The 25,092-nt window shown below is 64.0% G+C and carries 22 protein-coding genes; 7 read left to right on the top strand and 15 right to left on the bottom strand.

The genetic code is table 11. The features are described 5' to 3' along the window. Positions 1-181 precede the first annotated feature (181 nt). Positions 182-559 carry a COG4315 family predicted lipoprotein gene (locus N7E70_RS14380; protein WP_067961015.1) on the top strand — a complete coding sequence of 126 codons (378 nt, stop codon included), beginning with the start codon at positions 182-184 and terminating at the stop codon, positions 557-559. Positions 560-615: 56 nt separating this feature from the next. On the opposite strand, the gene N7E70_RS14375 is transcribed toward N7E70_RS14380, so the two are convergent. Further along, positions 616-1,716: an MFS transporter gene (locus tag N7E70_RS14375; protein ID WP_269441467.1), complete on the bottom strand. Its 1,101-nt coding sequence runs from the start codon at positions 1,714-1,716 to the stop codon at positions 616-618. A 303-nt stretch (positions 1,717-2,019) separates the two neighbouring features. Between N7E70_RS14375 and N7E70_RS14370 the strand changes: the two genes are divergently transcribed. The 3 genes from N7E70_RS14370 (at position 2,020) to N7E70_RS14360 (ending at position 7,806) form a co-directional block, all read left to right on the top strand. Continuing rightward, positions 2,020-3,597, top strand: a complete 1,578-nt coding sequence (locus N7E70_RS14370; RefSeq protein ID WP_263006744.1) for a trimethylamine methyltransferase family protein — start codon at positions 2,020-2,022, stop codon at positions 3,595-3,597. 45 nt (positions 3,598-3,642) lie between these two features. Further along, positions 3,643-6,216 carry a GcvT family protein gene (locus N7E70_RS14365; protein WP_263006743.1) on the top strand — a complete coding sequence of 858 codons (2,574 nt, stop codon included), beginning with the start codon at positions 3,643-3,645 and terminating at the stop codon, positions 6,214-6,216. A gap of 234 nt (positions 6,217-6,450) precedes the next feature. Then, the gene (locus N7E70_RS14360; protein WP_263006742.1) at positions 6,451-7,806 is read left to right on the top strand and encodes a M24 family metallopeptidase; all 1,356 of its coding nucleotides are present in this window, start codon (positions 6,451-6,453) and stop codon (positions 7,804-7,806) included. Between the two features lie 99 nt (positions 7,807-7,905). Here the strand turns inward: N7E70_RS14360 and N7E70_RS14355 are convergent, their stop codons facing one another. After that, complete coding sequence (locus N7E70_RS14355) at positions 7,906-8,688, bottom strand: phosphate/phosphite/phosphonate ABC transporter substrate-binding protein (RefSeq protein WP_263006741.1); 783 nt, start codon at positions 8,686-8,688, stop codon at positions 7,906-7,908. Positions 8,689-8,735: 47 nt separating this feature from the next. Then, positions 8,736-9,746, bottom strand: coding sequence for a fatty acid desaturase (locus N7E70_RS14350; protein WP_263006740.1), 1,011 nt, complete (start codon positions 9,744-9,746; stop codon positions 8,736-8,738). A gap of 219 nt (positions 9,747-9,965) precedes the next feature. On the opposite strand from N7E70_RS14350, the gene N7E70_RS14345 reads away from it, so the two are divergent. The 3 genes from N7E70_RS14345 to bmt all read left to right on the top strand — a co-directional run bounded on the left by N7E70_RS14345 (position 9,966) and on the right by bmt (position 12,584). Further along, entirely contained in the window at positions 9,966-10,823 is an 858-nt protein-coding gene (locus N7E70_RS14345) for a helix-turn-helix domain-containing protein (protein WP_067960997.1), read from the top strand. Positions 10,824-10,888: 65 nt separating this feature from the next. Beyond that, positions 10,889-11,509, top strand: coding sequence for a DUF1989 domain-containing protein (locus N7E70_RS14340; RefSeq protein ID WP_154383928.1), 621 nt, complete (start codon positions 10,889-10,891; stop codon positions 11,507-11,509). A gap of 58 nt (positions 11,510-11,567) precedes the next feature. Further along, on the top strand, positions 11,568-12,584 hold the full coding sequence (gene bmt, locus N7E70_RS14335) for a betaine--homocysteine S-methyltransferase (protein ID WP_067966376.1): 1,017 nt from the start codon (positions 11,568-11,570) through the stop codon (positions 12,582-12,584). A 12-nt stretch (positions 12,585-12,596) separates the two neighbouring features. On the opposite strand, the gene N7E70_RS14330 is transcribed toward bmt, so the two are convergent. The 12 genes from N7E70_RS14330 to N7E70_RS14275 form a co-directional block, all read right to left on the bottom strand. Further along, entirely contained in the window at positions 12,597-13,001 is a 405-nt protein-coding gene (locus tag N7E70_RS14330; RefSeq protein WP_154383926.1) for a hypothetical protein, read from the bottom strand. Positions 13,002-13,189: 188 nt separating this feature from the next. After that, positions 13,190-13,732, bottom strand: coding sequence for a PadR family transcriptional regulator (locus N7E70_RS14325; RefSeq protein ID WP_246340545.1), 543 nt, complete (start codon positions 13,730-13,732; stop codon positions 13,190-13,192). A 291-nt stretch (positions 13,733-14,023) separates the two neighbouring features. Next, positions 14,024-14,470: a hypothetical protein gene (locus tag N7E70_RS14320; RefSeq protein WP_246340547.1), complete on the bottom strand. Its 447-nt coding sequence runs from the start codon at positions 14,468-14,470 to the stop codon at positions 14,024-14,026. A 118-nt stretch (positions 14,471-14,588) separates the two neighbouring features. After that, a complete protein-coding gene (locus N7E70_RS14315) occupies positions 14,589-16,631 on the bottom strand; it encodes a vWA domain-containing protein (RefSeq protein ID WP_263006739.1) in 2,043 nt (680 codons plus the stop codon). Between the two features lie 2 nt (positions 16,632-16,633). Continuing rightward, on the bottom strand, positions 16,634-17,194 hold the full coding sequence (locus tag N7E70_RS14310) for an RNA polymerase sigma factor (protein WP_263006738.1): 561 nt from the start codon (positions 17,192-17,194) through the stop codon (positions 16,634-16,636). Positions 17,195-17,295: 101 nt separating this feature from the next. Continuing rightward, positions 17,296-18,381, bottom strand: coding sequence for a hypothetical protein (locus tag N7E70_RS14305; RefSeq protein WP_263006737.1), 1,086 nt, complete (start codon positions 18,379-18,381; stop codon positions 17,296-17,298). A gap of 115 nt (positions 18,382-18,496) precedes the next feature. Continuing rightward, positions 18,497-19,675 carry an NAD(P)/FAD-dependent oxidoreductase gene (locus N7E70_RS14300; protein ID WP_067960970.1) on the bottom strand — a complete coding sequence of 393 codons (1,179 nt, stop codon included), beginning with the start codon at positions 19,673-19,675 and terminating at the stop codon, positions 18,497-18,499. Between the two features lie 113 nt (positions 19,676-19,788). Further along, positions 19,789-20,520 carry a dienelactone hydrolase family protein gene (locus N7E70_RS14295; protein ID WP_263006736.1) on the bottom strand — a complete coding sequence of 244 codons (732 nt, stop codon included), beginning with the start codon at positions 20,518-20,520 and terminating at the stop codon, positions 19,789-19,791. A gap of 60 nt (positions 20,521-20,580) precedes the next feature. After that, the gene (locus N7E70_RS14290) at positions 20,581-21,891 is read right to left on the bottom strand and encodes a CynX/NimT family MFS transporter (protein WP_263006735.1); all 1,311 of its coding nucleotides are present in this window, start codon (positions 21,889-21,891) and stop codon (positions 20,581-20,583) included. Then, positions 21,888-22,565, bottom strand: coding sequence for a FadR/GntR family transcriptional regulator (locus N7E70_RS14285; protein WP_263006734.1), 678 nt, complete (start codon positions 22,563-22,565; stop codon positions 21,888-21,890). The genes N7E70_RS14290 and N7E70_RS14285 overlap by 4 nt, the downstream gene beginning before the upstream one ends. 98 nt (positions 22,566-22,663) lie before the next feature. Continuing rightward, positions 22,664-23,347 carry a 4Fe-4S dicluster domain-containing protein gene (locus tag N7E70_RS14280; RefSeq protein WP_067960957.1) on the bottom strand — a complete coding sequence of 228 codons (684 nt, stop codon included), beginning with the start codon at positions 23,345-23,347 and terminating at the stop codon, positions 22,664-22,666. Between the two features lie 96 nt (positions 23,348-23,443). Next, positions 23,444-25,018, bottom strand: a complete 1,575-nt coding sequence (locus N7E70_RS14275; RefSeq protein ID WP_067960954.1) for a trimethylamine methyltransferase family protein — start codon at positions 25,016-25,018, stop codon at positions 23,444-23,446. Between the last annotated feature and the right edge of the window lie 74 nt (positions 25,019-25,092).

Genomic DNA, 25,092 nt, shown 5'->3' with positions numbered 1-25,092 from the left:
GGTATGAGCATGAAATGCGCACATGCCGGCACTCTAACCCGGCGTTTCGCCAATCTACAAGCGCCGGCCACAAGTGCTGGAAAAATCCTCTCCTGCGCCTCATGGCGGGAATAGATCGGCGATGGCAAGCGTTGACTGCCCGTGTGGCCGGCATTTTGCGGCCAACCCAGGGAGAACCATCATGAAGACCGTACTGTCCGCATTCGCCCTCCTGCTTGCGAGTTCAGCCCTCTCCTTCGCCGCCGAACCGGCCAAGATCGCCGAAGGCGCCGGCGGCAAGATGTACACCGACGCCAACGGCATGACGCTCTACACCTATGACAAGGACAGCGCCGGCAAGTCGGCCTGCAATGGCGACTGTGCCGTCAACTGGCCGCCGCTGATGGCTGCGGCCGACGCCAAGGACGAAGGCGACTGGACGGTCGTCACCCGCGACGACGGCTCCAAGATGTGGGCCTATGAAGGCAAGCCGCTCTACACCTTCGTCCAGGACAAAAAGGCCGGCGACGTCACCGGCGAGGGCAAGGGCGGCGTCTGGCACATCGCCAAGGCCGACTGACCTTTGCTGCGCGACGGGGCCATCTCGTCGCGCAGCCCGCCCCAGTCCGCCCCGCCCTAATCCGTCTTATGGCGCCGGACTGCAGCGCGATAGAAGGCGAAGGCCAGCAGGGTGACATTCAGGCTCGCCAGCACCGCCGGCAGCCCGATCGGGCCGAAAGTCTGCATCACCAGCCCCGAACTTGGCGGCCCGACAATGCCGCCCATGCCCCACATCAGCGCAAACGCCGCGTTGCCGGCGACGAGCACACTGCCGTTGAAGCGGTTGCCGAGTTCGACCAGTGCCATGGTGTAGACGCCATAGCCCACGGCCCCCATCACCACGAGCACGGGCCAGATCAGCCTCGTCTCGATCAGCAGCGGCAAAAGCACGGCGCAGATGGCCGTCACCGCGGCGCAAAACAGGATCATGGCACGGCCGCCGACCCGTTCCGCCATCAGGCCAAGCGGAATTTGCAGCAGGATGTTGCCCATCGACAGTGCCGTCAGCATCGCGGCGAGCATTGCTTCGGGCAGCCCGTGGCCGGCGCCGAAAACCGGCAGCAGCGAATAGGTGCTTTGCTGGTTGGCCGCCGACACGAGCACGGCAAACAGCAGCGCCGGCGCGAGCGCCGCAAAGCCAAGCACACCGCCCTTGGACCGGCCGTCATCCTCGAAGCCCGACAGATCCGACAAGATGCGCAGGACGGTGGCACAGGAGAGGAAGCCGACGATTGCAATGACGAAAGGCGTCCAGCCTGCCGTGCCGACGAAGGTCAGTACCAGCGGCCCGCTGGCATAACCGACCCCCATCAGCGTGTTGAACACGCCCATGACGCGCCCGCGCCGCGACGGCGGCGCCATCGACAGCGCCCACACCTCGCCGAGGATGTAGAGCGGGTTGATGACCACCCCGATCATGAAGCGCAGGACGAACCAGGCGAACCAGTCCTGGAGATAGCCGATCAGCAGGAAGCAGATGGCAGCCGCGATCGAGCAGCCGACAGCCAGGTTTCTCGCCCCGACGAGGCGCACGGCCCAAGGCACGAAGGCGGCGGAGGCGATCAGGCCCAGCGGCATCATCGCCGCCGACAGGCCGATCATCGCCGGCGGCATGCCCTGTTTCTGCATCAGCAGCGAAAACAGCGGATAGCTCAGCCCTTGGGCTGCGCCAAACATCGCAAGTGCTGCGGTGACGCCGACAAGCGGTGCCCACCTGAGAGGCGGTTCGGCGGCGGTGGAAGCGGGAGAGGTCAAAGCAGTCACCAGAGAATCGAATGACGGCGATCCTATAGATGATGCGCCCTGTGCCGGATGCCTCACCACGACGGAGAACGTCGGTCCAGTCCCAATCGGTCGTAGTCCCCACGGCACCCGTCGACGATGTCGTTTCCCTCGCGCTACTTGTCGCCGCCTCCGCAATGAGCAGCACTGCCCCGGTCCATTATGCCTCCCGACACTGAAGCTTGCCGTGAGGATTCCATGACCGTGGCCCTGCAAACAGCCGAACAGGCTCCTGCCTCCGATCGCGCTCGACGCGGCGGTCGTGCCGGCAAGCGCGCCGGCGGCGCCCAGGCATTCGAGCAGCCGCCTTTCCGCCAGCTCAAGATCCCGTTTGCACCGACCAGGCTGATCTCCGACGACGAGCTGGAGTCCATCCACCTTGCCTCATTGCGGGTGCTTAAGGAGATCGGCGTCGACGTGCTGCACGACGAGGCACGCCGCATCATGAAGGCACAGGGCGCCGACGTGCGCGACGGCACCGAGCGCGTCCGCTTCGATTCCGACATGATCCTCGAGTTGATCTCGCATGCACCGGCCGAGTTCACCCTGCATGCCCGCAATCCGGCCCACAATGTGCGCTTCGGCGGCAACAATCTCGTCATTTCGCAGATGGCGTCGGCGCCCAACTGTTCCGATCTCGATCGTGGCCGTCGCCCGGGCAACCAGGCCGACTACCGCAACTTCCTCAAGCTCGCCCAGATGCACAACATTTTGCAGACGACGGGCGGCTATCCTGTCGAACCGGTGGACATCCATCCCTCGATCCGCCATCTCGAATGCATCCGCGATCTGGCGACTTTGACCGACAAGGTGTTTCACATCTATTCGCTCGGCAAGGAGCGCAACGTCGACGGCATCGAGATCACCCGCATCGCCCGCGGCATTTCCCGCGAGCAGATGATGGTGGAGCCCTCGGTCTACACCATCATCAACACCAACTCGCCACTGAAGCTCGACGTGCCGATGATGGAAGGCATCATCCAGATGTCGTCGATGGGCCAGGTGGTGATCGTCACCCCCTTTACCCTGTCAGGTGCGATGGCGCCCGTCACCATCGCCGGCGCCCTGGTGCAGCAGAATGCCGAGGCGCTCTCCGGCCTCGCCTTCACCCAGATGGTCAGGAAGGGTGCGCCGGTCGGCTATGGCGGCTTCACCTCCAACGTCGACATGAAATCGGGCGCCCCGGCCTTCGGCACGCCCGAATACATGAAGGCCCAGCTTGTCGGCGGCCAGCTCGCCCGCCGCTACAACATCCCCTACCGCACCTCCAATGTCTGCGCCGCCAACGCCGTCGACGCCCAGGCAGCCTATGAGAGCGTCTTCTCCTTGTGGGGCGCGATCCAGGGCGGCGCCAACTTCATGCTCCACGGCGCCGGCTGGCTCGAGGGCGGCCTTCGCTGCTCCTACGAGAAGATGATCCTCGACATCGACCTGCTGCAGATGGTGGCCGAGTTCCTGACCCCGCTGGACCTGTCGGAAGACGCGCTCGCCGTCGACGCGATCCGCGACGTCGGCCCCGGCGGCCACTTCTTCGGCACCGCGCACACCCAGTCGCGCTACAAGAATGCCTTCTATTCGCCCATCATCTCCGACTGGCGCAATTTCGAGACCTGGGCCGAGGCCGGCAGCCCAACCGCGGTGGAAAAGGCCAATCGCGTCTGGAAGGAGCGCCTTGCCTCCTACGAGGAGCCCTGGATGGACCCCGCCATCCGCGAAGAGCTCAACGCCTTCGTCGACAAGCGCAAGGCCGAAGGCGGCGCCCCGACCGACTTCTGATCGCCATCAAGCCGATTCAATTTCTTACAACTCGGACATAACCTTATGAAATCCCATGTGAAAGCAGTTGTCATCGGCGGCGGCGTTGTGGGCTGCTCGGTGCTCTATCACCTCGCCCGCGCCGGCTGGACCGACATCATGCTGATCGAGCGCTCGGAGCTCACCTCCGGCTCGTCCTGGCACGCCGCCGGCGGCTTCCACACGCTCAACGGCGACCCCAACGTCGCCAAGCTACAGGCCTACACCGTCCAGCTCTACAAGGAGCTGGAGGAGATTTCCGGCCAGTCCTGCTCGCTGCACCTGACCGGCGGCGTCATGCTTGCCGACAGCCCCGAGCGCATGGACTTCCTGCGCCTGGCCCATGCCAAGGGCCGTTATCTCGGCATGGACACCGAACTCATCACGCCGTCCGAAGCCAAGAAGATGTTCCCGCTGATGGACGAGAAGCATTTCGTCGGCGCGATGTGGGATCCCGTCGAAGGCCATCTCGACCCGTCAGGCACAACCCATGCCTACGCCAAGGCGGCGAAGAAGCTCGGCGCCGAGATCGTGCTGCGCAACCCGGTCAAGGAACTGACGCAGGATCCCGACGGCACCTGGAACGTCGTCACCGAGCAGGGCACCGTCAGGGCAGAGCACGTGGTCAACTGCGGCGGCCTGTGGGCGCGCGAGGTCGGCCGCATGGTCGGCGTCGAGCTGCCGGTGCTCGCCATGGAGCACATGTACCTGCTGACCGAGCCGATGCCGGAGGTCGAGGCCTTCAACAAGGAAACCGGCCGCGAAATGATCGGCGTGCTCGATTTCAAGGGCGAGATCTACACGCGCCAGGAACGCAACGGCATCCTGCTCGGCACCTATGAGAAGGCCTGCAAGCCGTGGTCGCCTGTCAACACGCCGTGGGATTTCGGCCATGAGCTGCTTGCCCCGGACCTGGACCGCATCGCGCCGTCGCTGGAAATCGGCTTCCAGCATTTCCCCGGCATCGCCAATGCCGGCATCAAGCAGGTCATCAACGGTCCCTTCACCTTCGCGCCCGACGGCAACCCGCTGGTTGGCCCGGTCCAGGGCCTGACCAATTTCTGGGTCGCCTGCGGCGTCATGGCCGGCTTCAGCCAGGGCGGCGGCGTCGGCCTCGCTCTGTCGAACTGGATGGTCAACGGCGACCCGGGCTTCGACGTCTGGGGCATGGATGTCGCGCGCTGGGGCGAGTGGGCCAGCCTGCGCTACACCAACGCCAAGGTGCGCGAAAACTACTCGCGCCGCTTCTCGATCCGTTTTCCGAATGAAGAACTGCCCGCCGCCAGGCCGGCCCAGACCACCCCGCTCTACGACACTATGGTCGCCAACAACGCGGTCATGGGCGACAGCTGGGGCCTGGAAACGCCGCTGTGGTTTGCTCCGAAGGGTACAGAGCCCAAGGACATCGTCTCCTTCCACCGTTCAAACGACTTCGAACATATCGGCAACGAGGTTCGCGCCACACGCGACCGCGTCGGCGTGACCGAGATCGCCAACTTCGCCAAATACGAGGTGTCCGGCCCGGCATCTGAGGATTTTCTCAACCGGCTGATGACCAACCGCATGCCGAAGAACGGCCGCATCGTGCTGACCCCGATGCTGAACGAGTTCGGCCGCCTGATCGGCGACTTCACGATTGCCAAGACTGGCGACGACACGTTCATGATCTGGGGCTCGTCGGCGGCGCAGAAATACCACATGCGCTGGTTCGAAAAGCACTTGCCCAAGGACGGGTCGGTGCGCATCCACCGCTTCGACCAGACGCTCGTCGGCCTGTCGATTGCAGGCCCGAAGTCGCAAGAGCTGCTGGCCAGACTGGTCGACGAGGACGTCTCCAGCAAGGCCTTCCGCTTCATGGATTTTCGCGAGATGGCCGTCGGCGGTGCGCCATGCTTGGTCAACCGCATCACCTATACCGGCGACCTCGGCTACGAGATCTGGATGGCGCCGGCCTACCAGCGCCTCGTCTACAAGGCGATCAAGGACGCCGGCGAAGAGTTCGGCATCGTCGATTTCGGCATGCGGGCACTTTTGTCGATGCGCCTAGAAAAGAACTTCCCGACCTGGTTCCGCGAGCTTCGCCCGATCTATGGGCCGTTCGAGGGTTCGATGGAGCGCTTCATCAAGCTCGAAAAGAACGACTTCATCGGCCGCGAGGCAGCCGCCAGGGAGCACGCCGAGGGGCCAAAGCTGCGCCGTGTCTCCTTCTATGTCGATGCGCAGGACGCCGACGTGATGGGCGACGAGCCGATCTGGGCCAAGATCGGCGCCAAGGATTTCGGCACGATCGAAAAGCCGCACGGCTATGGTGCGCCGCGCTTCGATGAGACTGGCAAGGAAGTGCGCGGTTCGGACGCCGCCACCGGCGCATCCGCGGTGCGCGGCATCGTCGACGGCGACTGGCGTGTGGTCGGCTGGGTGACGTCGGGCGGCTATGCCCATTATGTCGAGAAGTCGATGGCCCAAGGCTATGTGCCCGCTGCGCTTGCCGAAAACGAGGCGGAAGGTCTGTTCGAGATCGAGATCCTCGGCCACCGCCGTCCCGCCCGCATCAATGTCGAGCCGCCGTTTGATCCGAGCGGTGACAAGATGCGGGGGTAGTTCGGCTCCAAGCAAGAGAGTGGGAACGCACATGCTCTACGTTGCCCCCCTCTGTCCTACCGGAAATCTCCCCCACAAGGGGGGAGATTGGCTGTCAGATGCCTCTCGCCGGAATTCGAGCGATCCAAGAACAGCGCCAAAACCTCAACTGCTGATCTCCCCCCTCGTGGGGGAGATTTCCGGCAGGACAGAGGGGGGCGCCCCACACATTCGGCCACTTGCGGGGCATTGCTGATGGATACCCCTGCAAAAGGCAATTTCGGCCGCCACCGAAAGATCATGCCGTTCGAGCCGGGTTCCGCGGACGATTTGCGCGAGCAGGCACGCACCAAGGCGGCCGGGCTCAACAGCCACGTTCTGGGTTATGGAGCGCAGGCTGAGGCCGAATGGGCGGCGGCAGGCATTGCGGCACCTGACATGCCGGCCCTGCGAAAATACCGGCTGGAGCGCATCCGCGCCGAGCTCGCGCGGCGCGGCTACGCCGGCGCCCTGCTCTACGATCCCGTCAACATCCGCTACGCCACCGATTCCACCAACATGCAGCTGTGGGTGGCGCACAACCCGACCCGTCACTGCTTCGTCGCCACAGACGGCCCGGTAGTGCTGTTCGACTATTTCTCCTGCGAGCACCTGTCCGATCATTCCGGCGTCGTCGACGAGGTTCGCCCGGCAGTGTCGTGGATGTATCTCTACAGTGGCGAACTGACGGAGATGAAGGTCGAGCGTTGGGCGCAAGGCATCGCCGATGTCGTTCGCCAGCACGGCGGCGGCATCACGCGTATTGCCGTCGACCATCTCGACCATGAGGGCGTCGACGCGCTGGCACGGCTTGGCATCTCGGTCGGCAATGGCGAGGCGGTGATGGAGAACGCCCGGCTGATCAAGTCGCCTGACGAAATCCTCTGCATGCGTCGTTCGATCGTCGCCTGCGAAGCGGCGATGGGCGAGATGGAAGCGGCGCTCCGGCCGGGCATCTCCGAGAACGAACTCTGGGCCGAACTGCATCGCGGCAACATCGCCCGCGGCGGCGAATGGATCGAAACACGGCTCCTGGCATCCGGACCGCGCACCAATCCCTGGTTCCAGGAGTGCTCCTCGCGCGTGGTCGAGGCAGGCGAGCTCGTCGCCTTCGACACCGACCTGATCGGGCCCTACGGCTTCTGCGCCGACCTGTCGCGCACCTGGCTGTGCGGTGACGGCGCGCCGACCGACGAGCAGCGCGACCTCTACAGGATTGCCGCCGAACAGATCGCCTACAATACGGCGCTGCTCAGGCCCGGCCTCGGTTTCCGTGAACTGGTGGAACGCGCGGCCGTGCCGCCGCCCGACTGCTTCGCGGCACGTTATGGCGTGCTGTTTCACGGCGTCGGCCTGGCCGACGAATATCCCACCCTGCCCCACGCCTCGGACTGGACGGCCGATACGCCGGACGGCGTGCTCAAGCCCGGCATGGTGGTCTGCGTCGAGAGCTATATCGGCCGCCTCGGCGGGCATGACGGCGTCAAGATCGAGGAGCAGATCCTGATCACCGAGACAGGCTACGAACAGCTATCGAGCTACCCGCTGGACAAGCGTCTGCTTGGCCAATGAAAAACGCCGAGGCATGCCCCGGCGTTTTCGTATCATGCGATCGGCTGGCCTTGGCGTTGCCACCGGGCCGCCATCAACGAGAGTGCGAACGACCTCGCCTCAGGCCGGCATCCAGGTCAGTGGCGACGACAGCGCGGTAATGTAGGGCAGGCCTTTGCGCTTGCCTGTCCAGCCGACAACCATCACCTCGCGCGCCGCCGGCTCGAAACGCTGTGCCAGCACCCAGCTCTGGCAGTCGATGGCTGCGACATCGGCCCGGCCATCGGCGACAGCTACGATCGAGTTGCGGTGCCCGCCGCTTTCGATCCGGCCGGAGAATATCCTGAGGCCCTCGCCCAATGCCGCAAGGTCACGCGAAATGCCGATGAAGCCGGACATCGAATCGTGGCTGTTGAAGGCGAGCCGCTTGTCGCGGATCAGGTCGAGCGGGATCAACGGCATGTCGCCATCGGGCGCATGCGCATGGGCGGCGGTCACCGAGCCGCGACGCATGACGATGGCACTGGAGTAATGATCGCCGCTGCCGCCTTCGATTCCGTCATAGCTCGGCTGGCCCAGCACGCGCACCTGGCCATTGAGACCGGTGGTTTCCATCGGCCCCCAACAGGTCTGGCCAAACAGCAACCTGGGATGCCGCCACAGCGTCGGCAGGTCGAGTTCATCCGGCGGCAGCGTTGCAGGATCAGCTGCGACGACCGCGTCCGAGGCGTCACGAATGCCGCCGGAAACCGGCGGCATGTCGGCATTGCGCCGGACAAGGGTTTCCGGTGCGGGGATGCCGTGCTGGAGGATCAGGGTTCTCAGCCTTGCCCATTGTGCATCGACCTCGTCGTGCATCTCGGGCCAGTCATACATGGGCAGTGCGGCGATGAAGTCGCTCATTGCATCATTTCAGGCTCGAACGCGGGAATTGGCAAGGTCTGAAAGGATCATTCCTTCGGCGGCTCAGCAGGCACAGGTGCTGTGCCCAGCCCATTGACGTTGCGCGCCCTGACGCGCGGCACGAACGCCCTGCCCGGCTCGGGCGCGCGGCGCAGCGCCGGGTGGCATACAGGCTCCTTGGCACGGAAGGCATAGGCTTTGACCAGCGCGAAATAGTTCGGATAGGCATAGCCCTTGTTCATCCGGAGCCACTCTTCGCGGCGCGCGCGGAACAGTTCCGGCAGCTTGTACCAGGCGACGGTCGGGCTCTTGTGGTGAACGAAATGCAGGTTGTTGTTGAGGAACAGGATCGAAAGCGGCGAGCGTTCGACGATGACGGTGCGCCCTTCCGGATGCTCCGACCATTGATGCTCGGCAAAGGTGCGGATCGAGATCAACGAATGGCCGAGCCAGACCGGCACCAGAACATAGAGCCAGAGCGGCAGGCCGAAGCCGAACTGGATGACCGCCAGGACGATGGCCAGCCCCGCCGCGTGCAGCAGCCAGGCAGTGCGGACTGTCTTGTCGCCGCCGGCGATCGCCTTGGCGTCGTCGATGACAAAGCCGATGCAGGACAGCAACGGCCCGAGCACGAAACGACCGGCCATGGTGTTGTTGATCCTGAGCACCAGCTTCATCGCCTCTGGCAGGTCGTCATGCTGCCAAAGCGCGCGGTAGTAGCTCTCGGGATCGTCGAACGGGTCGGTCAGCCTCTCGTCGGCGTGATGGCGCAGGTGAATGGTCTTGAAACGACGGTAGGGCCAAAGCAGACCGATGGGCAGAGAAACCAGCGCTTCGTTGATGCGCGCGTTGCGGGTAGGGTGGCCGTGCAGCACCTCATGCACCAGCGACGACTGCAACGCCACCGCCAGCACCATCAGCACCAGCGCAGCAACCGGATAGCTGGGCCACACCAGCAGTCCCGCCACAAGCCAGGCACCGTAGCAGGCGGCGATCAGAAACACCGTCGGCCATTCGACCCTGGTGGTCGTGCCGCGTTTGTTTCCCCTGTTAGCCATGCTGCTGCCTGCTGTCCTTGGATGCCTGGAACTCGATGATTCCTGACATAATGCTGTCAGTAGCCTTGCGTTTCTGCAACGAGACAATGCGCACAGATTGTTTACATTGCGCTGCTTAAGCCGCAAGTGTTACACTTAGTAAACAAGCTGGAAGATGAATCTATTTCCCGCGGGCGCCTTGCCTGCGTTCCGCAAAACCATTCCACCTTTGGGCAGGCCATGGACAAACGCGATCTATCCGAAGTTTTCCGCGAGCGTCTCAAGGCGTTGGTCCAACGCTCCGGCCTCAATCAGTCGGCCTTTGCCACATCGGTCGGCATCGACCGCTCGGCGCTGTCGCAGTTGCTTTCGGGGGCAACGATAAGGCTCCCTCGCGCCGAAACCCTGCTGACAATCGCATCCGCTCACAAGGTTTCGCTCGACTGGCTGCTTGGCCTCAGCCAGGACGAAGGGGTTACAGGCGAAATCCGCGAAAGCCTCGAGATCGAGGAGGCATCGGGCGGTTTCGAACGCACGCTGATCGCGAAATGGCATGCCGAGGCCGCCGGCACCAAGATCCGCTATGTGCCCGCGGGCATTCCTGACCTGCTGCGCACCGAAGCACTCATCGACTACGAGGCCGGCATCTCCAACAAGAGCCGCGAGAGCCAGGCCGGCGAGACGCAGTATCGCATCGACTACAACCGCCGGCCCGAGACCGACATGGAAGTATGCATGCCGCGTCACACGCTCGAGATTTTCGCGCGCGGCCTGGGCGTCTGGTCGGGTTTTCCAGACAAGGACCGCAAGCAGCAGCTGCGCCACATGGCTGACTTGCTCGACGATCTCTACCCGACATTCCGGCTGTTCCTGTATGACGGCCGCATGCGCTATTCCGTGCCCTACACGATCTTCGGCCATTCCCGCGCGGCGATCTATGTCGGCGACATGTACCTTGTGCTCTATGCCACCGACCCGATCAGGACGCTGACCCGCCATTTCGACAATCTGATCCGCGCCGCCGACATCAACGCCCACGAGACCGCGGCCTTCGCGCGACGGCTGGCTGTGGCTTCGTTCCCGGCCAGTTGGGGCTGACTGGCGCTCTGGTTGAATTTGCCGCCGCGATACGGCAGCGTGCGCCGCGATCCCCGAGGAAACCCATGCCAGATCAGAAGCGTGTCGTCATACCTGCCCAGTCGGGCCGTTCCATCCGCGTCTCCAGCGGTGACCTGGTCCGCATCATCGACATCAAGGGCCAGCAGGTCGCCGACCTCTGGGCGTTCACGCCTGATATGAAGGACTGGCTGAGCACTTCCAACACCCGCGATATCGGCGAGCGGCTGTTTCCCAAGACAGGCGAACATTTCTACGGCACGACGGGAAACAAATTGCTGACCTTGGTCGAAGACGCCTCGCCCGGCCCGCACGACATGCTCTACCCCGCCTGCAACCACGCGCTTTATGTCCGCGCCGGCTTCGACGAGCATCCCAGTTGCCAGGACAATCTGCACAAGGCCCTTGCCTCGGAAGGGCTCGCCTTGCCCTTCACGCCAGACCCGGTCGACCTGTTCCAGAACTCGCTGCCGCAGCCCGATGGCAGCATCGACGTCTTCGCCTCGATCAATCCGCCCGGCGGCTACGTCGCTTTGCGCGCCGAATGCGACCTGCTGCTCGTCGTCACCGCCTGCTCGGTCGATCATTATCCGACCAATGGCGGCGTCTGCACCGAGATCGCGGTCGAGGTGACGCCGGCAGCATGGTCGGCCAAGCAAACGCGTTGACTGGACATAAAGACTTCTTTATATCCTTATCTAATCTCCTGATATGAAAGTCGCTGCGATGACGACCAATCCGATCGATGCCCTGCTGGCCGAAAAGGGCGTGCTGCTCGCCGATGGCGCAACCGGCACAAACCTGTTTGCCATGGGCCTCGAGGCCGGCGAAGCACCCGAGCTGTGGAATGAAAGCGCGCCCGAGAAGATTTCGACGCTGCACCGGAAATTCGTCGAGGCCGGCGCCGACATCATCCTTACCAATTCGTTTGGCGGCACCCGTCACCGGCTCAAGCTGCATCACGCCCAGGATCGCGTGCACGAGCTCAACAAGCGCGCTGCCGAAATCGCCCGTGGCGTTGCCGACAAGGCCGGCCGCAAAGTTATCGTCGCCGGCTCCGTCGGCCCGACGGGCGAGCTTCTGGTTCCGCTTGGTGCCATGACCTATGACGAGGCGGTCGATGCATTCGCCGAACAGATCGAAGGCCTCAAGGCCGGCGGCGCCGAAGTCGCATGGATTGAAACGATGTCCGCGCCGGACGAAATCCGTGCGGCGGCGGAAGCTGCCATTCGCGTCGGCCTGCCCTACACCTACACCGGCTCGTTCGACACTGCCGGCCGCACCATGATGGGCCTGCTGCCCAAGGACATCCACGGTGTCGTTGACGGCCTTGCCCAGACGCCGCTTGGCGTTGGCGCCAATTGCGGTGTCGGTGCGTCCGATATCCTGGCTTCGCTGCTCGACATGAGCGACGCCAAACCGGATGCAACGATCATCATCAAGGGCAATTGCGGCATCCCGGAATTCCGCGGCACCGAGATTCACTATTCGGGCACGCCGGAACTGATGTCGGACTATGTCCGCCTCGCTGTCGACGGCGGCGCCAGGATCATCGGCGGCTGCTGCGGCACCTCGTTCGAGCATCTGGCCGCCATGCGCAAGGCGCTCGACGCCCACAAGAAGGACGTTCGTCCGACCGTCGAGGCAATCGTCGAGCGCATCGGCCCGATGCGCAACAAGCTGGCGGCGCCGAACACCACGGAAACCAGCGAAGGCCGCCGCGAACGCCGTCGCCGCAGCTGAGGCTTCTTCTGATCAGCTGTTTTCTTCGTATCGCGCGAGTGCCGACTTGATGTCGGTGCCCGCGCCTTCGACCGGGCGCATCATCATCACGGCGTCCGATGTGCGCACATCGCCCAGTTTCTCCATCGCCAGCCGGAAGCGCTCATTGTTGAGCGCCGACCATGCCGTGCGATGGGCGTCATCGACATCGCTCACGCGGGAACGCGAGGAACTCGGGGTTGAGACCGGCACCGCCTGCTGGACAGGCTTGGCGGGCACATAGATGTGGCTGCTGGTGGCAGGCGCCGGCGCCTGTGCGGCAGCATCTGCCACGGCGTCGCTATTGCGGTTGGCAGCCTCCGGCCGGGTCGGCATCGCCAAGGCATCGGCGGTGCGAGCAATTGATACCGCACCCGCCATCACACGTCCAACCAGCATTCTCAAACCACCCCTTGTACACCCGCAGCTGTATTAGCCGGGGATCGTTGCGATCGGGTTCCGGGGCGAATTGGCTTTTGATTCAAATTGTCGGAAACGGCCCGCAAATCTGGCCTTTTCCTAGGTTTCACACAGAAAAAGCTCCCGCCTTGCGGCGGGAGCTTCAGACGTTACAAGACCTCGGGGAATCAAAGGTCTTCGAGGTCGCGACGGGCCTTCTTCAGGATCTCGCGCGCCTTCTCAGCCTGTACGGCGGTCAGCGAACCGCTGCGCAGTCGGCTGAACACAGCGAAGTTCAGCGCCTTGACTTCGTCGCCGAGGGCGACACCGCTGACCTGCGTCGAGTTTTCCTCGATCTGGCCATTGATCTTGGCGAGCTCGGCGGCGTTTTCATCGAGATATGCCTGGCCCGCCTCGGTGATCGAGTAGAGCTTCTTGTTGCCATTGGCGACGGAGACGACGAGGTCCGCCTCCTCCAGCATCTGCAGCATCGGATAGATCGCGCCCGGGCTCGGGCTGTAGGCGCCCTGGAACTTGGCCTCCAGCGCCTTGATGATGTCGTAGCCGTGGCGCGGCTCTTCGGCAATCAGGCCGAGCACGACCAGGCGCAGAGCGCCGGGATCGAACATGCGCGGGCCGCGGCCGCCGAAGGGACCGCCACGATGACGGCCGAAGGGACCGCCGCGGCCATGCCGGCCGCCGCCCCTGCCGCCTTCATTCTGGCCCGACATGGACCATTCTCCACGGCAACGATCGTTGAAATTCGGGTGGTTGAACATGTGAGTACCTCTCCAGGATGTTTGTTTCATGTCGCTATATCTATTCAAAGATATATCTTTTGCAAGATAGAACGTAGGGAATTTTCGCGCCGCTCTGCGAACGCGTGCGGAAACATCCCGGAAGGGAGCGCCCTCCCCAGTCCGATGAAAGTCGATTTCAGCTTGTTTTCAACCGCTTACGCCCGGATCGAGATGTCCTCGCAGGGCCACGCCGTTGCAACGGAATTTCGCTCCGTCCGGCACCTAGGCGCCGACAACCATGTCGCTCAGAACATGACTGAAGTGCTTTTCCTGCCGTTCCAGCCACGCGTAAGCCCGCGGCCAGTTGGCCGGATCTGTCATCGCGACCGGATGGTTGGACAGGTAGCACAGCGCGTACTCGCCGCGCAGGCTGACGCCAAGCGCCTTGCCCAATGCGGGCTCGAAGGCAATCAGCCGGTTCGCGGTTGTGGCATAACCCTCGCCGCGTTGGCCCCTGACGAACAGCCCGACGCTGCGATTGGTCAAATAGAGCGAAACCACCAGATCGTCGGCGATATGCCGCCAGCGCGAATAGAGGCTGCCATGGCGTATCCTGGGATCGTTGCGGCGGGCGAGATAACCGTCCCAGAAAACCTTGATCTCGCGCGACGACAGTGAGCGCAGCCCGCCATGCGCAATATCCCATTCGTCCAGTTGCCGGTCGGCCATCACCAGTCTCCGAAACACCACCCCAGCGATTTTCGGGTGGACGCCTAGAGATCACAAAAGAACGGCCGGCGGAAAGCCCCCTTTCCGCCGGCCGGCCCACCTGCCCTTGCCTGTTGCCTTACTGCTTGTTGCCCTGGAGCGACGATGCCAGCCGCACCAGCGACAGGAATTCGGCGCGATAGCCATAGGGATCGGCACCGCGCGCCGCCGAGGCGATCTCGGCGATCCGGTCAAAGCCGAACCTGGCTGTCGCGTCCTCGTCGCGCAGTTTCTGGCCGAAGGCCGCAACCGCCACCGAGAACCGCTGATCGGCGCCGGCGCCGTCGAAGCTCGCGACTTCGTTCGTCTTCGTCACCGGCGTGGTGATCAGCTTGCTCACGTCGCCATCAGGCGCCTTGTAGCGGATCTTCACGAAAGCATACTCGTCGGCATCGGCGACGCCGCCATTGCCTGTCGAAGCCTGGCCGTAGCGCAACGGGTCCATCGCCAGCGACGGGCTGCCCTTGGGCGTGATCTCGTAGATCGCCGTCACCGAATGGCCGGAGCCGATCTCGCCGGCATCGACGCGATCGTTGTTGAAGTCCTCGCGATTGAGCGCACGAGTCTCGTAGCCGATGAGCCGATATTCGGCGACGGCAGCCGGATTGAACTCGACCTGTATCTTGACGTCTTTGGCAATCGGGAACAGCGTCGAGGAGGCATCCTGCACCAGCACCTTCTCGGCTTCGGCCAGCGTGTCGATATAGGCCGCCGTGCCATTGCCGTTCTGGGCGATGGTCTGCATCATCTGGTCGTTGAGATTGCCGCGGCCGAAGCCGAACACCGACAGGAACACGCCCGACTTGCGCTTGTCCTCGATCAGCCGCTTGAGCTCGTCGTCATCGGTCTGGCCGACATTGAAGTCGCCGTCGGTCGCCAGCATCACACGATTGATGCCGTCCTTGACGAAGGATTTTTGCGCCAGCCGATAGGCTTCGCGAATGCCCGCTTCGCCGGCAGTCGAGCCGCCAGGGGCCAGCGTGTCGATGGCCGACAGTATCTTTTCCCGGTCCGACGCCTTGGTCGGTTCGAGCACGGTACCCGCGTTGCCGGCATAGGTGACGATCGAAACCGTGTCGTCGGCATTGAGCTTGTTGACCAGGAGGCGGAAGGCCGAGCGCAGCAACGGCAGCTTGTCCGGCTCGTCCATCGAGCCCGACACGTCGATCAGGAACACCAGATTGGCCTTCGGCTGCTCGGTCGGCTTGACGTCATAGCCCTTGATCGCGACGTGCATCAGCTTGCTGTGCTCGTTCCACGGCGTCGGCATGACGCTGACGGTGGTGTTGAACGGCGTGGCGATCGCCTCCGGCCCCTTCCAGTCATAGGGGAAGTAGTTGATCATTTCCTCGACCCGTACCGTGTCGGGCTGAGGCAGAACCCCTTCCTTCAGCAAACGGCGAGCGAAGGAATAAGAGGCCGTGTCGACATCGATGGAAAATGTCGAGACCGGATCCTCGAGCGCCAAACGCACCGGATTGGTCTTGAAATCCTCGACGCGATCGCGGTTTTCCGGCGGGGCCATCGGCATGTCGGAGGGCGCGATCACGCCCTGCAGCTCGGTTGTCAGCGTCGGCGCGGACATGCGGCTCACCTGCGCTGCCGCGTCGGCCAGCGGTGCCGGCGCCGGCACGGCCGGCGCCGCCTCGTTCATGACAGCAGCTTCTTCGGCTGTCGCTTTTGCCTCCGCCTTGGCCGCCTGCGAGGCAGCAGCCACCGGTTTGGCCGGCGCGGTCTGCGCCGCGCCTGAATCGGTCTTCTTCAACGCGGCGGCAAGCGGCTCCTTCAAGCGCCCGGAAGGCACATCGGCGATCTCCTGCTCGGCGCCGAAATTGAACGGCGAGCCCTCCATCAGATAGAATGTGGCATAGCCGGCGAGCGGCAGGGCAACGAGACCGGCAAAGGCCGGCGCTGCAATCAGCTTCTTTTGCATGATGTCTCTCCAGAGCTTTCGTGCTCGTTCGGTGAGACGACCGGCATTGGCGGTTCCTTGGGTGGCCGCGGAATTTTTTTCGAGGTCGTAGGCTGCCATCGCCGCGGCAAGCGCGCGCGCCTTGGCCTCGGTGCCTGGAGCGGGCGTCGGAGTGTTGCGCAGCATGTCGAGTTCGTTATCGTCGACCATGGTCACTCTTCCCCGGCCGAGCGCATGAGCAGCTTCAGCCGTTTCTTCGCTTCATGGATGTGCCAGGACACGGTGGCCTCGGCGATCGCCATGGCGTCCGCCGCCGCCGCATGGCTCAAGCCCTCGCCATAGACGAGAAGGATCGCGTCGCGCTGCTTGTCCGGCAGTTGCCTGACCGCCGCCCACATCCGCTCGGTCGGATCTTCCGTTTCCGGCCCGCCATCTCCCGCGACAAGCGCATGGACGCCATAGGCGGTGGTCTTCGCCGTCTCGCGCGCCGATTTGCGCTGCATGTCGCGCGCGGCATTCAGCGTCATCGCATAGAGCCATGTCGTGAAGGCGGCACCGCCGCGATAGTCGCGAATGGCCTGGCCCAGCCGCGCACAGACCTCCTGGGCAATGTCTTCGGCATCCGATCTGTTGCCGCACCAGCGCCAAGCGACACGGTGGACGAATCCGTAATGCCTTTCGACGAGTTCGCCGAAAGCTGTCCTGTCGCCATCGCACGCTCGTCCGACCAGATCGCCGTCGGAGGCTTCGCTTTCGTCCAGCATCATCGCCATCATTTGTCCGTTGGACGAAAGCTTTGAGGCAATCCTTGGGGTGCTGCGAAAAAAAAGTTTCGGCGCCAACCCAAGACATGCCGGGCGGCGCGACACCTCCGTCACGAGCCGGGGCAGACCAGCTTGACGCTTACCGTGTTCTTGCCGCTGACGGACATGCCGCCCGTGACATATTTGGCAAACGGCAAGGTGCTGACATCCTGGGACACCTCGGTGTCGACGGTGAAGCTCTCATTGGCGAAGACATTGCCGCCGTCGACTTCTCCTTGCGGCCGCATCGACATGCCATGGCCGCCCTTGCAGCGGATCTTCACGTCGCCCGGCCGGCCTTTCGACTTGTTGTCGAGAGCCATGGTCAACCCGTCGAGCTCCAGCGCCATGTCGATGTCGTCGTTGATCTGTCCGCTCGAAGTGCATGACATACCGGCAATCCTGACGCTCTTGATCTTGCCTGCCCGACGCGTTTTCCCCTTCAGCATCCATGTGTCGGATCCCGGCGAACTGTTGCCCTCCATCTCCACGGACTGGGTGACATAGGAGTAGGTCACGTCGAACTGCGGCCCCTTGATGCGCGGCTCGAGCTTTGCCTCGATGGTAACCGTCCCTTGGTCGACGATGCGCTTGAGCAATGCGCGTGTCGCCTTGGCCTGTTCGCGATAGCGCTCCGCTTCCTCAGCTGCGAAGTGGCTCGGCAGTCTGTCCCAGTAGATGGTGGCGGTGTCTCTTGCGCATTTCGCCCGGTGAACAGCTTCGTGCTCGAGCGCGAAATCCGCGAGTTCCTTGCATTGCGAGCCTGCTTTCAAGGCTTCGAGCGCAGCGGGTTGCTGCTCGCAGCTGCCATATTTCATGTCGACCGTCGCTGGCCCGGTGTAACCATGGGCGGGACGGTGGGGTAAGCTGAACCTCCCCATGATTTCGGTCCGTTTCAGCGACGAGCGGTGATAGATGCTGACGTCGGAATCCGGATGCGTCGGGATTTTGTGCGCCTCGATCAGCGGGTCCTCGACTGCCTTGAGCTGTGCTGCCATGTCGGCGAAGAACTTTGCTGCGTAGTCGGCGTTTCTGAGTTCTTCCTGGACGCTTTGCAGGTTCTTGCACGAGCATTGTTGCTGGTCGGCCAAAACAGGCATCGCCAGCGCGCCGCCGAGCGCCAGCGAAACGGCAAACGCCTTGATTGTCGAGAACATCCGCACCACACCTTGTGATTGATTCAGGTGGCAGTCGGTATCGGAAACCTGTGTATCCGCAGGATGTTGCGATGCGGGTGCGTTGGATGCACAACGAAAACAGGGATGAGCAAGATCAGGCTGCCTGCCCGGCCGCCCAGCCCGACGACCATGCCCACTGGAAATTGTAGCCGCCGAGCCAGCCGGTGACGTCGACGACCTCGCCGATGAAGAAAAGGCCCGGCACCGATTTCACCTGCATCGTCTTCTGGTCGAGCGACCTGGTGTCGACGCCGCCAAGCGTCACTTCCGCCGTACGATAACCCTCGGACCCGGCAGGCTTGATACGCCACTGATTGACAGCAGCATCGACGGCTTTCAGATGCGTATCGTTCAGATCGGCGAGATTGCCGTTGAAGCCGAGCCGTTCGGCAATCGCCTGGGCCAGCTTCTTGGGCAGGTGGGCGGCGAGAACGGTCTGCACCGCCTGGCGCCCGTTGGCGCGCTTGGCCTCGCGTAGGATCGCCGCGACGTCGCTGCCCGGCAGCATCGAGATCGCGATTTCGTCGCCCTCGCGCCAGTAGGACGAGATCTGCAGGATCGACGGCCCGCTGATGCCGCGGTGGGTGAACAACATGGCTTCGGAGAAGCTGGTCTTGCCGCAGGCAACATCGGCATCGACAGCGATGCCGGCGAGCGGGGTCAATTTCTGCAAGGTGTTGGCGTCGAAGGTCAGCGGCACCAGCGCTGGCCGCGTCTCGACCACGGGCAGCCCGAACTGCGCAGCAATCTCGTAGCCGAAACCGGTCGCCCCCATCTTGGGGATGGACTTGCCGCCGCAGGCGACCACCAGCGACTTGCACGCGACCCGACTGCCGGAGACAAACAGCTCGAACCCGTCGGCCGTCCTGCTGATGTCCTCCACCGCGGTCGACAGCCTCAGCTCGGCGCCGTTTTCGCGCATTTCCTCGACCATCATCTCAATGATCTGGCGTGCCGAGCCGTCGCAGAACAGTTGGCCGAGCGTCTTCTCGTGATAGGCGATGCCGTAGCGCTCGACGAGGCCGATGAAATTGCGCTGGGTGTAGCGGCTCAGCGCCGAGATGCAGAAATGCGGGTTCTGCGACAGAAAATTCTTCGGGCTGGCGTGGATGTTGGTGAAGTTGCAGCGCCCGCCGCCGGAAATCCGTATCTTTTCGCCGGGCGCCGAAGCGTGATCGACGACCAGCACCGAGCGGCCGCGCTTGCCGGCTTCCACGGCGCACATCATGCCGGCCGCGCCGGCGCCGATCACCACGACATCAAAGGACTGCATTCCGGAGTGTTCCCGCTGGTCCGTCGCCGCCTTGCCGGCGCGCGAACCCTGGTTGTCGGATCAAGCTGTTCGGTGCCTGATAGCCGAAGCTGTCGGGATGGCAAAGTTGGAAGTTATGCCAGCGTTTCCTCAAACAACGCCGTCAGCCGCTTCCAGTGGCGTTCGGCACCGGCGGCATCGTAGACGCCGTGGTCGGATACGCACCAGCCATGGCCCATGCCGACATAGTTTTCGAGAATGTGGTCAACGCCGGCAGTGCGCAGGCTCTCGGCCAGGATTGCCGACTGTTCCGGCGGGAAGCTGCCGTCGACACCGGCAGAGCCGACATAGACACGCGCCTTGATCTTTGCGGCGCTGCGGTGTGGGCTACCGGTCGCATCGCTGGCCAGATTGCCGCCATGGAAGCTTGCCGCGGCCACGATGCGGCCCGGATGGGCGGCGGCAGCGTTGAGCGCACGCGAGCCGCCCATGCAATAGCCGACAGTGCCAATCGGGCCTGTTGCGCCGGCCTTTGCCAACGCGTCGATGAAGGAGGCCGTGTCGCGTGCGGTCATCTCCTGCGTCGTGCCGCCGATCAGGGCACGCAACTCGGTCCGCGTCTTCTCCTCGACGAAGGCCGTCTTGGCGTCGAACGGACCATAGGCGCCTGCACGATAGAACAGGTCGGGCACCAGCACCGCATAGCCGTGGCTGCCCAGCCGTTCGGCCATCTCGTCCAGCGCCGGGCGCGGACCGAAGGCATCCATATAGAGGATCACCCCGGCTTTCGCCTTGGCAGGTCCGAACAGCCCGGCCTTGCAAACGCCATCCGCCGTCCTGATCTCAATCTCGCGCTTGGTCGGCATGGCAAGGTTCCTTCTGTCTGCCCCGTCGCGAACATAGGGACTTCGGCCCGCCAGACAAGCTCAGGCGGCAATGGTCCGCTCGGTGCGCGCGCCGACATGCAGCGCCCTGCCCGCGCCCAGTCCCGTGATCGCAACGCCAAGGCCAAGGGCCACGAACAGCACCGAAGAGGCGGCGAAGCTGCCGGTCCAGTTGCGGATCAGCCCGACCAGCAGCGGGCCTATGGCCGCCAGCGTGTAGCCCACGCCCTGCGCCATGCCGGAGAGATGGGCCGCGACATGGGAATCCGGCGAGCGCAGCACGATCAGCGTCATGGCGGCGGCAATCAGCCCACCCTGGCCGATGCCCTGCAGCACGGCCCAGAACAGGATCGTCGAGGTCGGCGCAAACAGGATGCCGAGCAATGCCGTTACGGCAGCCACGACGAGCGCCACATTGACGCCGCGCTGGTCCTTGCGGCGGATGGCGATCGAAGGCACGGCAAGGCAGGTCACAACCTGCGCCATGACCGACAGCGAGACGATCGCGCCGGCCGTCGTGGCATCGAAGCCGCGCTCGCGCAGGATCGGCGCCAGCCAGCCGAAGACGCAATAGGCGAGCGCCGACTGCAGCCCCATGAACAAGGTGACCTGCCAGGCCAACCGGTCGCGCCACAGGCCGACGACGCGGAAGCCGCTTTGGCTCGCCTGCCTGCGGCTGCCGAGCGCCTGCGGTGTCCAGATGAGCAGCACGATGAAGGCGGGAACCGCCCAGGCAGCGAGCGCGCCAGACCAGGAGCCCGTCAACAGATGTTCTATGGGCAGTGTCAGCCCCGAGGCCGAAGCAGCACCAGCGCAAAGCGCCATCGTATAGAGCCCGGTCATCATCGCCGCCTTGTCGGGGAAGTCGCGCTTGACCAGCCCGGGCAAGAGCACGTTGCCGATGGCGATTGCGGCGCCGGCCATAAAGCTCGCGATGAACAGCAGCGGCACGGTGCCGAGACCACGAAGGACAGTGCCAAGGGCCAGCAGCGCCAGCGCAAACAGCAGCGTGCGCTCGGCGCCGAAGCGCTGCGCCAGCTTTGGCGCCAGCGGCGCGAACAGGCCGAGGCAGAGCACCGGCAGCGTCGTCAAAAGGCTGGCGCCGGCGGGCGACAGGCCGGTTGCCTGCATCACCTCCGGCAACAGCACGGAGAGGCTGGAAAAGATCGGCCTGAGATTGAAGGCGATCAGCACCAGGCTGGCGCCGAGCACAAAACGCGCCATGCCGCTGCGCAGGACGGGCGCCTGCGGTGCCGGCAGGCTGTCGATCTCGGCATCGACAAGCTGGTCGTCGAGACCATCGATGGCGACGGCCTCGGCAGGCCGGCCGGCCGGAACAAAGCTCTGGTTCATTGGTCAAGCAACCTGTCGAGTTCGAGAAGCACCGGCGCCATGAAGGCGCGGACTGCCGCGGCAGCCCTCTCCGGATCGCCGGAGGCGACGGCATCGACGATGGCCGCATGGGCCGGTGCGTCGGGCTCGGGCAGCTCGCCCGCCAGCGTCGCCTTGATCGTCTCGGCAATGGCGCCGGTGAAAAAATCGTAGAGCTCGATCATCGCCAGGTTGCCGGAAGCCTCGACCACCGACTTGTGGAAGGCGATGTCGCGGCGAATGAAGGCTTCGTGCCCGCCGTCGGCAACCGTGCCACGCGCCTCCAGCAAGCGGCGCATTTTCACCAGATCAGCTGGTGTGTGGCGCTGCGCTGCCAGCCGCGCCGCCTCCGCATCCAATGCGGCGCGTGTCTCCCACTGGTCGCGCAGGCCGGCGCGCTTGACACGATCCAGCGCCGCGGAAGGGTCGACCGCCGAGCGGACATAAGTACCAGACCCCTGGCGCGTATCGAGCAGGCCTTGCGAGACCAGGGCACGCACGGCCTCCCGCACCGTGCCACGGCTTACCGACAATAGGTCGGTCAGTGCAGCCTCATTGGGGATGCGTTCGCCGACGGCCCAGCGGCCGCTGACGATTTCGGCCCGCAGGCTGTCGGCGGCGCTGTCGGTGAGATTGGTTCGTGTGGCTGGCTGCATGGGTATATTCATCAAGTCATCTGATGACTTTGAATATGCTGGTCAGCTTGCAAAAGCAATATGCGTGCCAGAAAAGCGATTGGGCCAGCGGGTCGGGATCAGAGGCCGGCGTAGCTCTTCATGTGAAAGGCCTGCACATCGGCCGGATAACGATACGCAACCCCGTAGGGACAGGCGTTGCGATCGAGGCAGCCTTGCGTTCGGCACCCCCCACCCGAGGCGCCGCGTACATGCTCCAGGCATCGCTCATAGGCGAAACCCGCCTCCGAATAGGCATCGACGGGACAGGCTTTAAGACAGGGTTTTCCTGGGCATAGGTCGCAAAGGTGATTCTGTTCGCGAACTTCGGCGAACTCAAGTTCGGCCTCGAACAGCAGCGCCCCGCGATAGGCATGCCAGAGCCCATATTCGGGGTGCATCAGAATGCCCAACGGCGACGGCCTGAGGCCTTCCGCGCGCATCGCCCATTGCTGAAACGGCAGATAGGGCTTGTCGGACGGCGACACCGCGTGCGCGCCAAACTCACGCGCGACATCGCCGATCACCTCGCGCGCCCAGCTGTCGAGCGGATTTTCGAGGTCAGCCGGCTGCGCCTCGCGCCAGCGCAGGAAGTACGGCCAGACGGCCGCCCCTGCCTGCCCCACCAGCAACACCGACCGCGCCGGCTTGCCCACCGGACCGCCCGGTGCTGGGTTGCTGTGGTCAAAAGCAAAACCGCCGCGCTGGATGAGGCCGTGACCGGCCAGCGCGGCGGAAATCTCATCAAGGTCGGGGGACGTCAAGCGTCACCCCTTCTTGTCCGGATCGGAGAATGCGCTCCGCCAGACTTCCTTGTGAATGATGCTGGCGACTTTAGCCCCGCCTGAAACGGGCTCCTTTCACGTGAAGGCGTCGGGCATCGACGCCTTCTTCGCAGCAATGAAGTCCTTGAGGCCGTCGTCGATGCTGGGATCGAGATACGGCGCCTCGTAGCTTTCGAGCCAGCGGCGGGCGAGCTCGTTGGCACGCTGCGGTGCCGTCTTCTGTCCTTCGGCCAGCCACTGCTCGTAGGAATTGTTGTCGGCGATGCTCGAGCGGTAGAACGCGGTCTGGAAGTTCGCCTGGGTATGGTCGCAGCCGAGATAGTGGCTGCCGGGCCCGACCTGGCGGATGGCGTCCATGGCCTGGCCGTTTTCGGAGAGATCGACGCCCTCGGCAAATTTCTGCTGCATGCCGAGCTGGTCGATGTCCATCATGAACTTCTCGTAGCACGAGGCGAGACCACCCTCGAGCCAGCCGGCCGAATGCAGCACAAAATTGGTGCCAGCCAAAAGCGTCGAGTTCAGCGTGTTGGCGCTTTCATAGGCCGCCTGCGCGTCCGGGACCTTCGAAGCGCAGAGCGAGCCGCCGGTGCGGAACGGCAGGCCGAGGCGGCGCGCCAGCTGGGCGGCGCCGTAGGACACCAGCGTCGGCTCCGGCGTACCGAAGGTCGGCGCACCCGACTGCATCGAGATCGACGAGGCGAAGGTGCCGAACAGCACCGGGGCGCCCTTGCGGATCAGCTGGGTGAACGAAGCGCCGGCCAGCACCTCAGCCAGAACCTGGGTCAGCGTACCGGCAACCGTCACCGGGCTCATTGCGCCGGCCAGAATGAACGGCGTCACGATGCAGGCCTGGTTGTGGCGCGCATAGACCTTGGCCGCGCCCAGCATAGTCTCGTCGAAGACCATCGGCGAGTTGGCATTGATCAGGCTGGTCAGAACCGTGTTGTTCTCGACGAAGTCGTCGCCGAACACGATCTTGGCCATCGCCACCGTGTCCTCGGCGCGTTCGGGTGCGGTCACCGAGCCCATGAACGGTTTGTCGGAATATTTGATGTGGCTGTAGACCATGTCGAGGTGGCGCTTGTTGACAGGCACATCGACAGGCTCGCACACCGTGCCGCCCGAATGGTGGATCGACGGCGCCATATAGGCCAGCTTCACGAAGTTGCGAAAATCCTCGATCGTCGCGTAGCGCCTGTTGCCGTCGAGGTCGCGCACGAAGGGCGGGCCGTAGACCGGCGCAAAGACGGTAGCATCGCCGCCGATCTGCACCGAACGCTCAGGGTTGCGCGCATGCTGGGTGTAAACAGAAGGCGCCGTCTTCAGCAGTTCGCGGCACAGCCCCTTGGGGAAGTGGACCCGTTCGCCCTTGACGTCGGCGCCGGCTTCCTTCCACAAAGCCAGCGCTTCGGCGTCGTCGCGGAACTCGATGCCGATTTCTTCCAGCACCGTGTCGGCGTTCTTCTCGATGAGGGCGAGGCCCTCCTCGTTGAGCACCTCATACACGTTCACCTTGCGCTTGATGTAGGTGAGCTGCGTGCCCGGCCCGCCACCGCTGCGTGCTGCGCGTCGCGCAGCCGCGCCACCGCTTGCGCCACGCCCGCGCCTGCCGCCCGCTTGTTCCTGCTCGACTGCCGCGTCTTCGCCCATGGCTCTGCCTTCCGTAAGAATCCGTTTTTCGCCGCCCATGCGGCTCTACGACGGATCGTAATCATGCACCCATA

Origin of the sequence: Aminobacter sp. NyZ550 (genome assembly GCF_025628925.2) — a bacterium.
Taxonomy (GTDB): domain Bacteria; phylum Pseudomonadota; class Alphaproteobacteria; order Rhizobiales; family Rhizobiaceae; genus Aminobacter; species Aminobacter ciceronei.
The sequence above is the reverse complement of the archived record's forward strand: the minus strand, read 5'-3'. Positions and strand labels throughout refer to the sequence as shown.

Excerpts from the sequence above, each read along its gene's own strand:
- N7E70_RS14380 (WP_067961015.1), top strand. The coding sequence starts at position 182 with ATGAAGACCGTACTGTCCGCATTCGCCCTCCTGCTTGCGAGTTCAGCC.
- N7E70_RS14375 (WP_269441467.1), bottom strand. The coding sequence starts at position 1,716 with ATGTTTGGCGCAGCCCAAGGGCTGAGCTATCCGCTGTTTTCGCTGCTG.
- N7E70_RS14370 (WP_263006744.1), top strand. The coding sequence starts at position 2,020 with ATGACCGTGGCCCTGCAAACAGCCGAACAGGCTCCTGCCTCCGATCGC.
- N7E70_RS14365 (WP_263006743.1), top strand. The coding sequence starts at position 3,643 with ATGAAATCCCATGTGAAAGCAGTTGTCATCGGCGGCGGCGTTGTGGGC.
- N7E70_RS14360 (WP_263006742.1), top strand. The coding sequence starts at position 6,451 with ATGGATACCCCTGCAAAAGGCAATTTCGGCCGCCACCGAAAGATCATG.
- N7E70_RS14355 (WP_263006741.1), bottom strand. The coding sequence starts at position 8,688 with ATGAGCGACTTCATCGCCGCACTGCCCATGTATGACTGGCCCGAGATG.
- N7E70_RS14350 (WP_263006740.1), bottom strand. The coding sequence starts at position 9,746 with ATGGCTAACAGGGGAAACAAACGCGGCACGACCACCAGGGTCGAATGG.
- N7E70_RS14345 (WP_067960997.1), top strand. The coding sequence starts at position 9,966 with ATGGACAAACGCGATCTATCCGAAGTTTTCCGCGAGCGTCTCAAGGCG.
- N7E70_RS14340 (WP_154383928.1), top strand. The coding sequence starts at position 10,889 with ATGCCAGATCAGAAGCGTGTCGTCATACCTGCCCAGTCGGGCCGTTCC.
- bmt (WP_067966376.1), top strand. The coding sequence starts at position 11,568 with ATGACGACCAATCCGATCGATGCCCTGCTGGCCGAAAAGGGCGTGCTG.
- N7E70_RS14330 (WP_154383926.1), bottom strand. The coding sequence starts at position 13,001 with ATGCTGGTTGGACGTGTGATGGCGGGTGCGGTATCAATTGCTCGCACC.
- N7E70_RS14325 (WP_246340545.1), bottom strand. The coding sequence starts at position 13,732 with ATGTCGGGCCAGAATGAAGGCGGCAGGGGCGGCGGCCGGCATGGCCGC.
- N7E70_RS14320 (WP_246340547.1), bottom strand. The coding sequence starts at position 14,470 with ATGGCCGACCGGCAACTGGACGAATGGGATATTGCGCATGGCGGGCTG.
- N7E70_RS14315 (WP_263006739.1), bottom strand. The coding sequence starts at position 16,631 with ATGGTCGACGATAACGAACTCGACATGCTGCGCAACACTCCGACGCCC.
- N7E70_RS14310 (WP_263006738.1), bottom strand. The coding sequence starts at position 17,194 with ATGGCGATGATGCTGGACGAAAGCGAAGCCTCCGACGGCGATCTGGTC.
- N7E70_RS14305 (WP_263006737.1), bottom strand. The coding sequence starts at position 18,381 with ATGTTCTCGACAATCAAGGCGTTTGCCGTTTCGCTGGCGCTCGGCGGC.
- N7E70_RS14300 (WP_067960970.1), bottom strand. The coding sequence starts at position 19,675 with ATGCAGTCCTTTGATGTCGTGGTGATCGGCGCCGGCGCGGCCGGCATG.
- N7E70_RS14295 (WP_263006736.1), bottom strand. The coding sequence starts at position 20,520 with ATGCCGACCAAGCGCGAGATTGAGATCAGGACGGCGGATGGCGTTTGC.
- N7E70_RS14290 (WP_263006735.1), bottom strand. The coding sequence starts at position 21,891 with ATGAACCAGAGCTTTGTTCCGGCCGGCCGGCCTGCCGAGGCCGTCGCC.
- N7E70_RS14285 (WP_263006734.1), bottom strand. The coding sequence starts at position 22,565 with ATGCAGCCAGCCACACGAACCAATCTCACCGACAGCGCCGCCGACAGC.
- N7E70_RS14275 (WP_067960954.1), bottom strand. The coding sequence starts at position 25,018 with ATGGGCGAAGACGCGGCAGTCGAGCAGGAACAAGCGGGCGGCAGGCGC.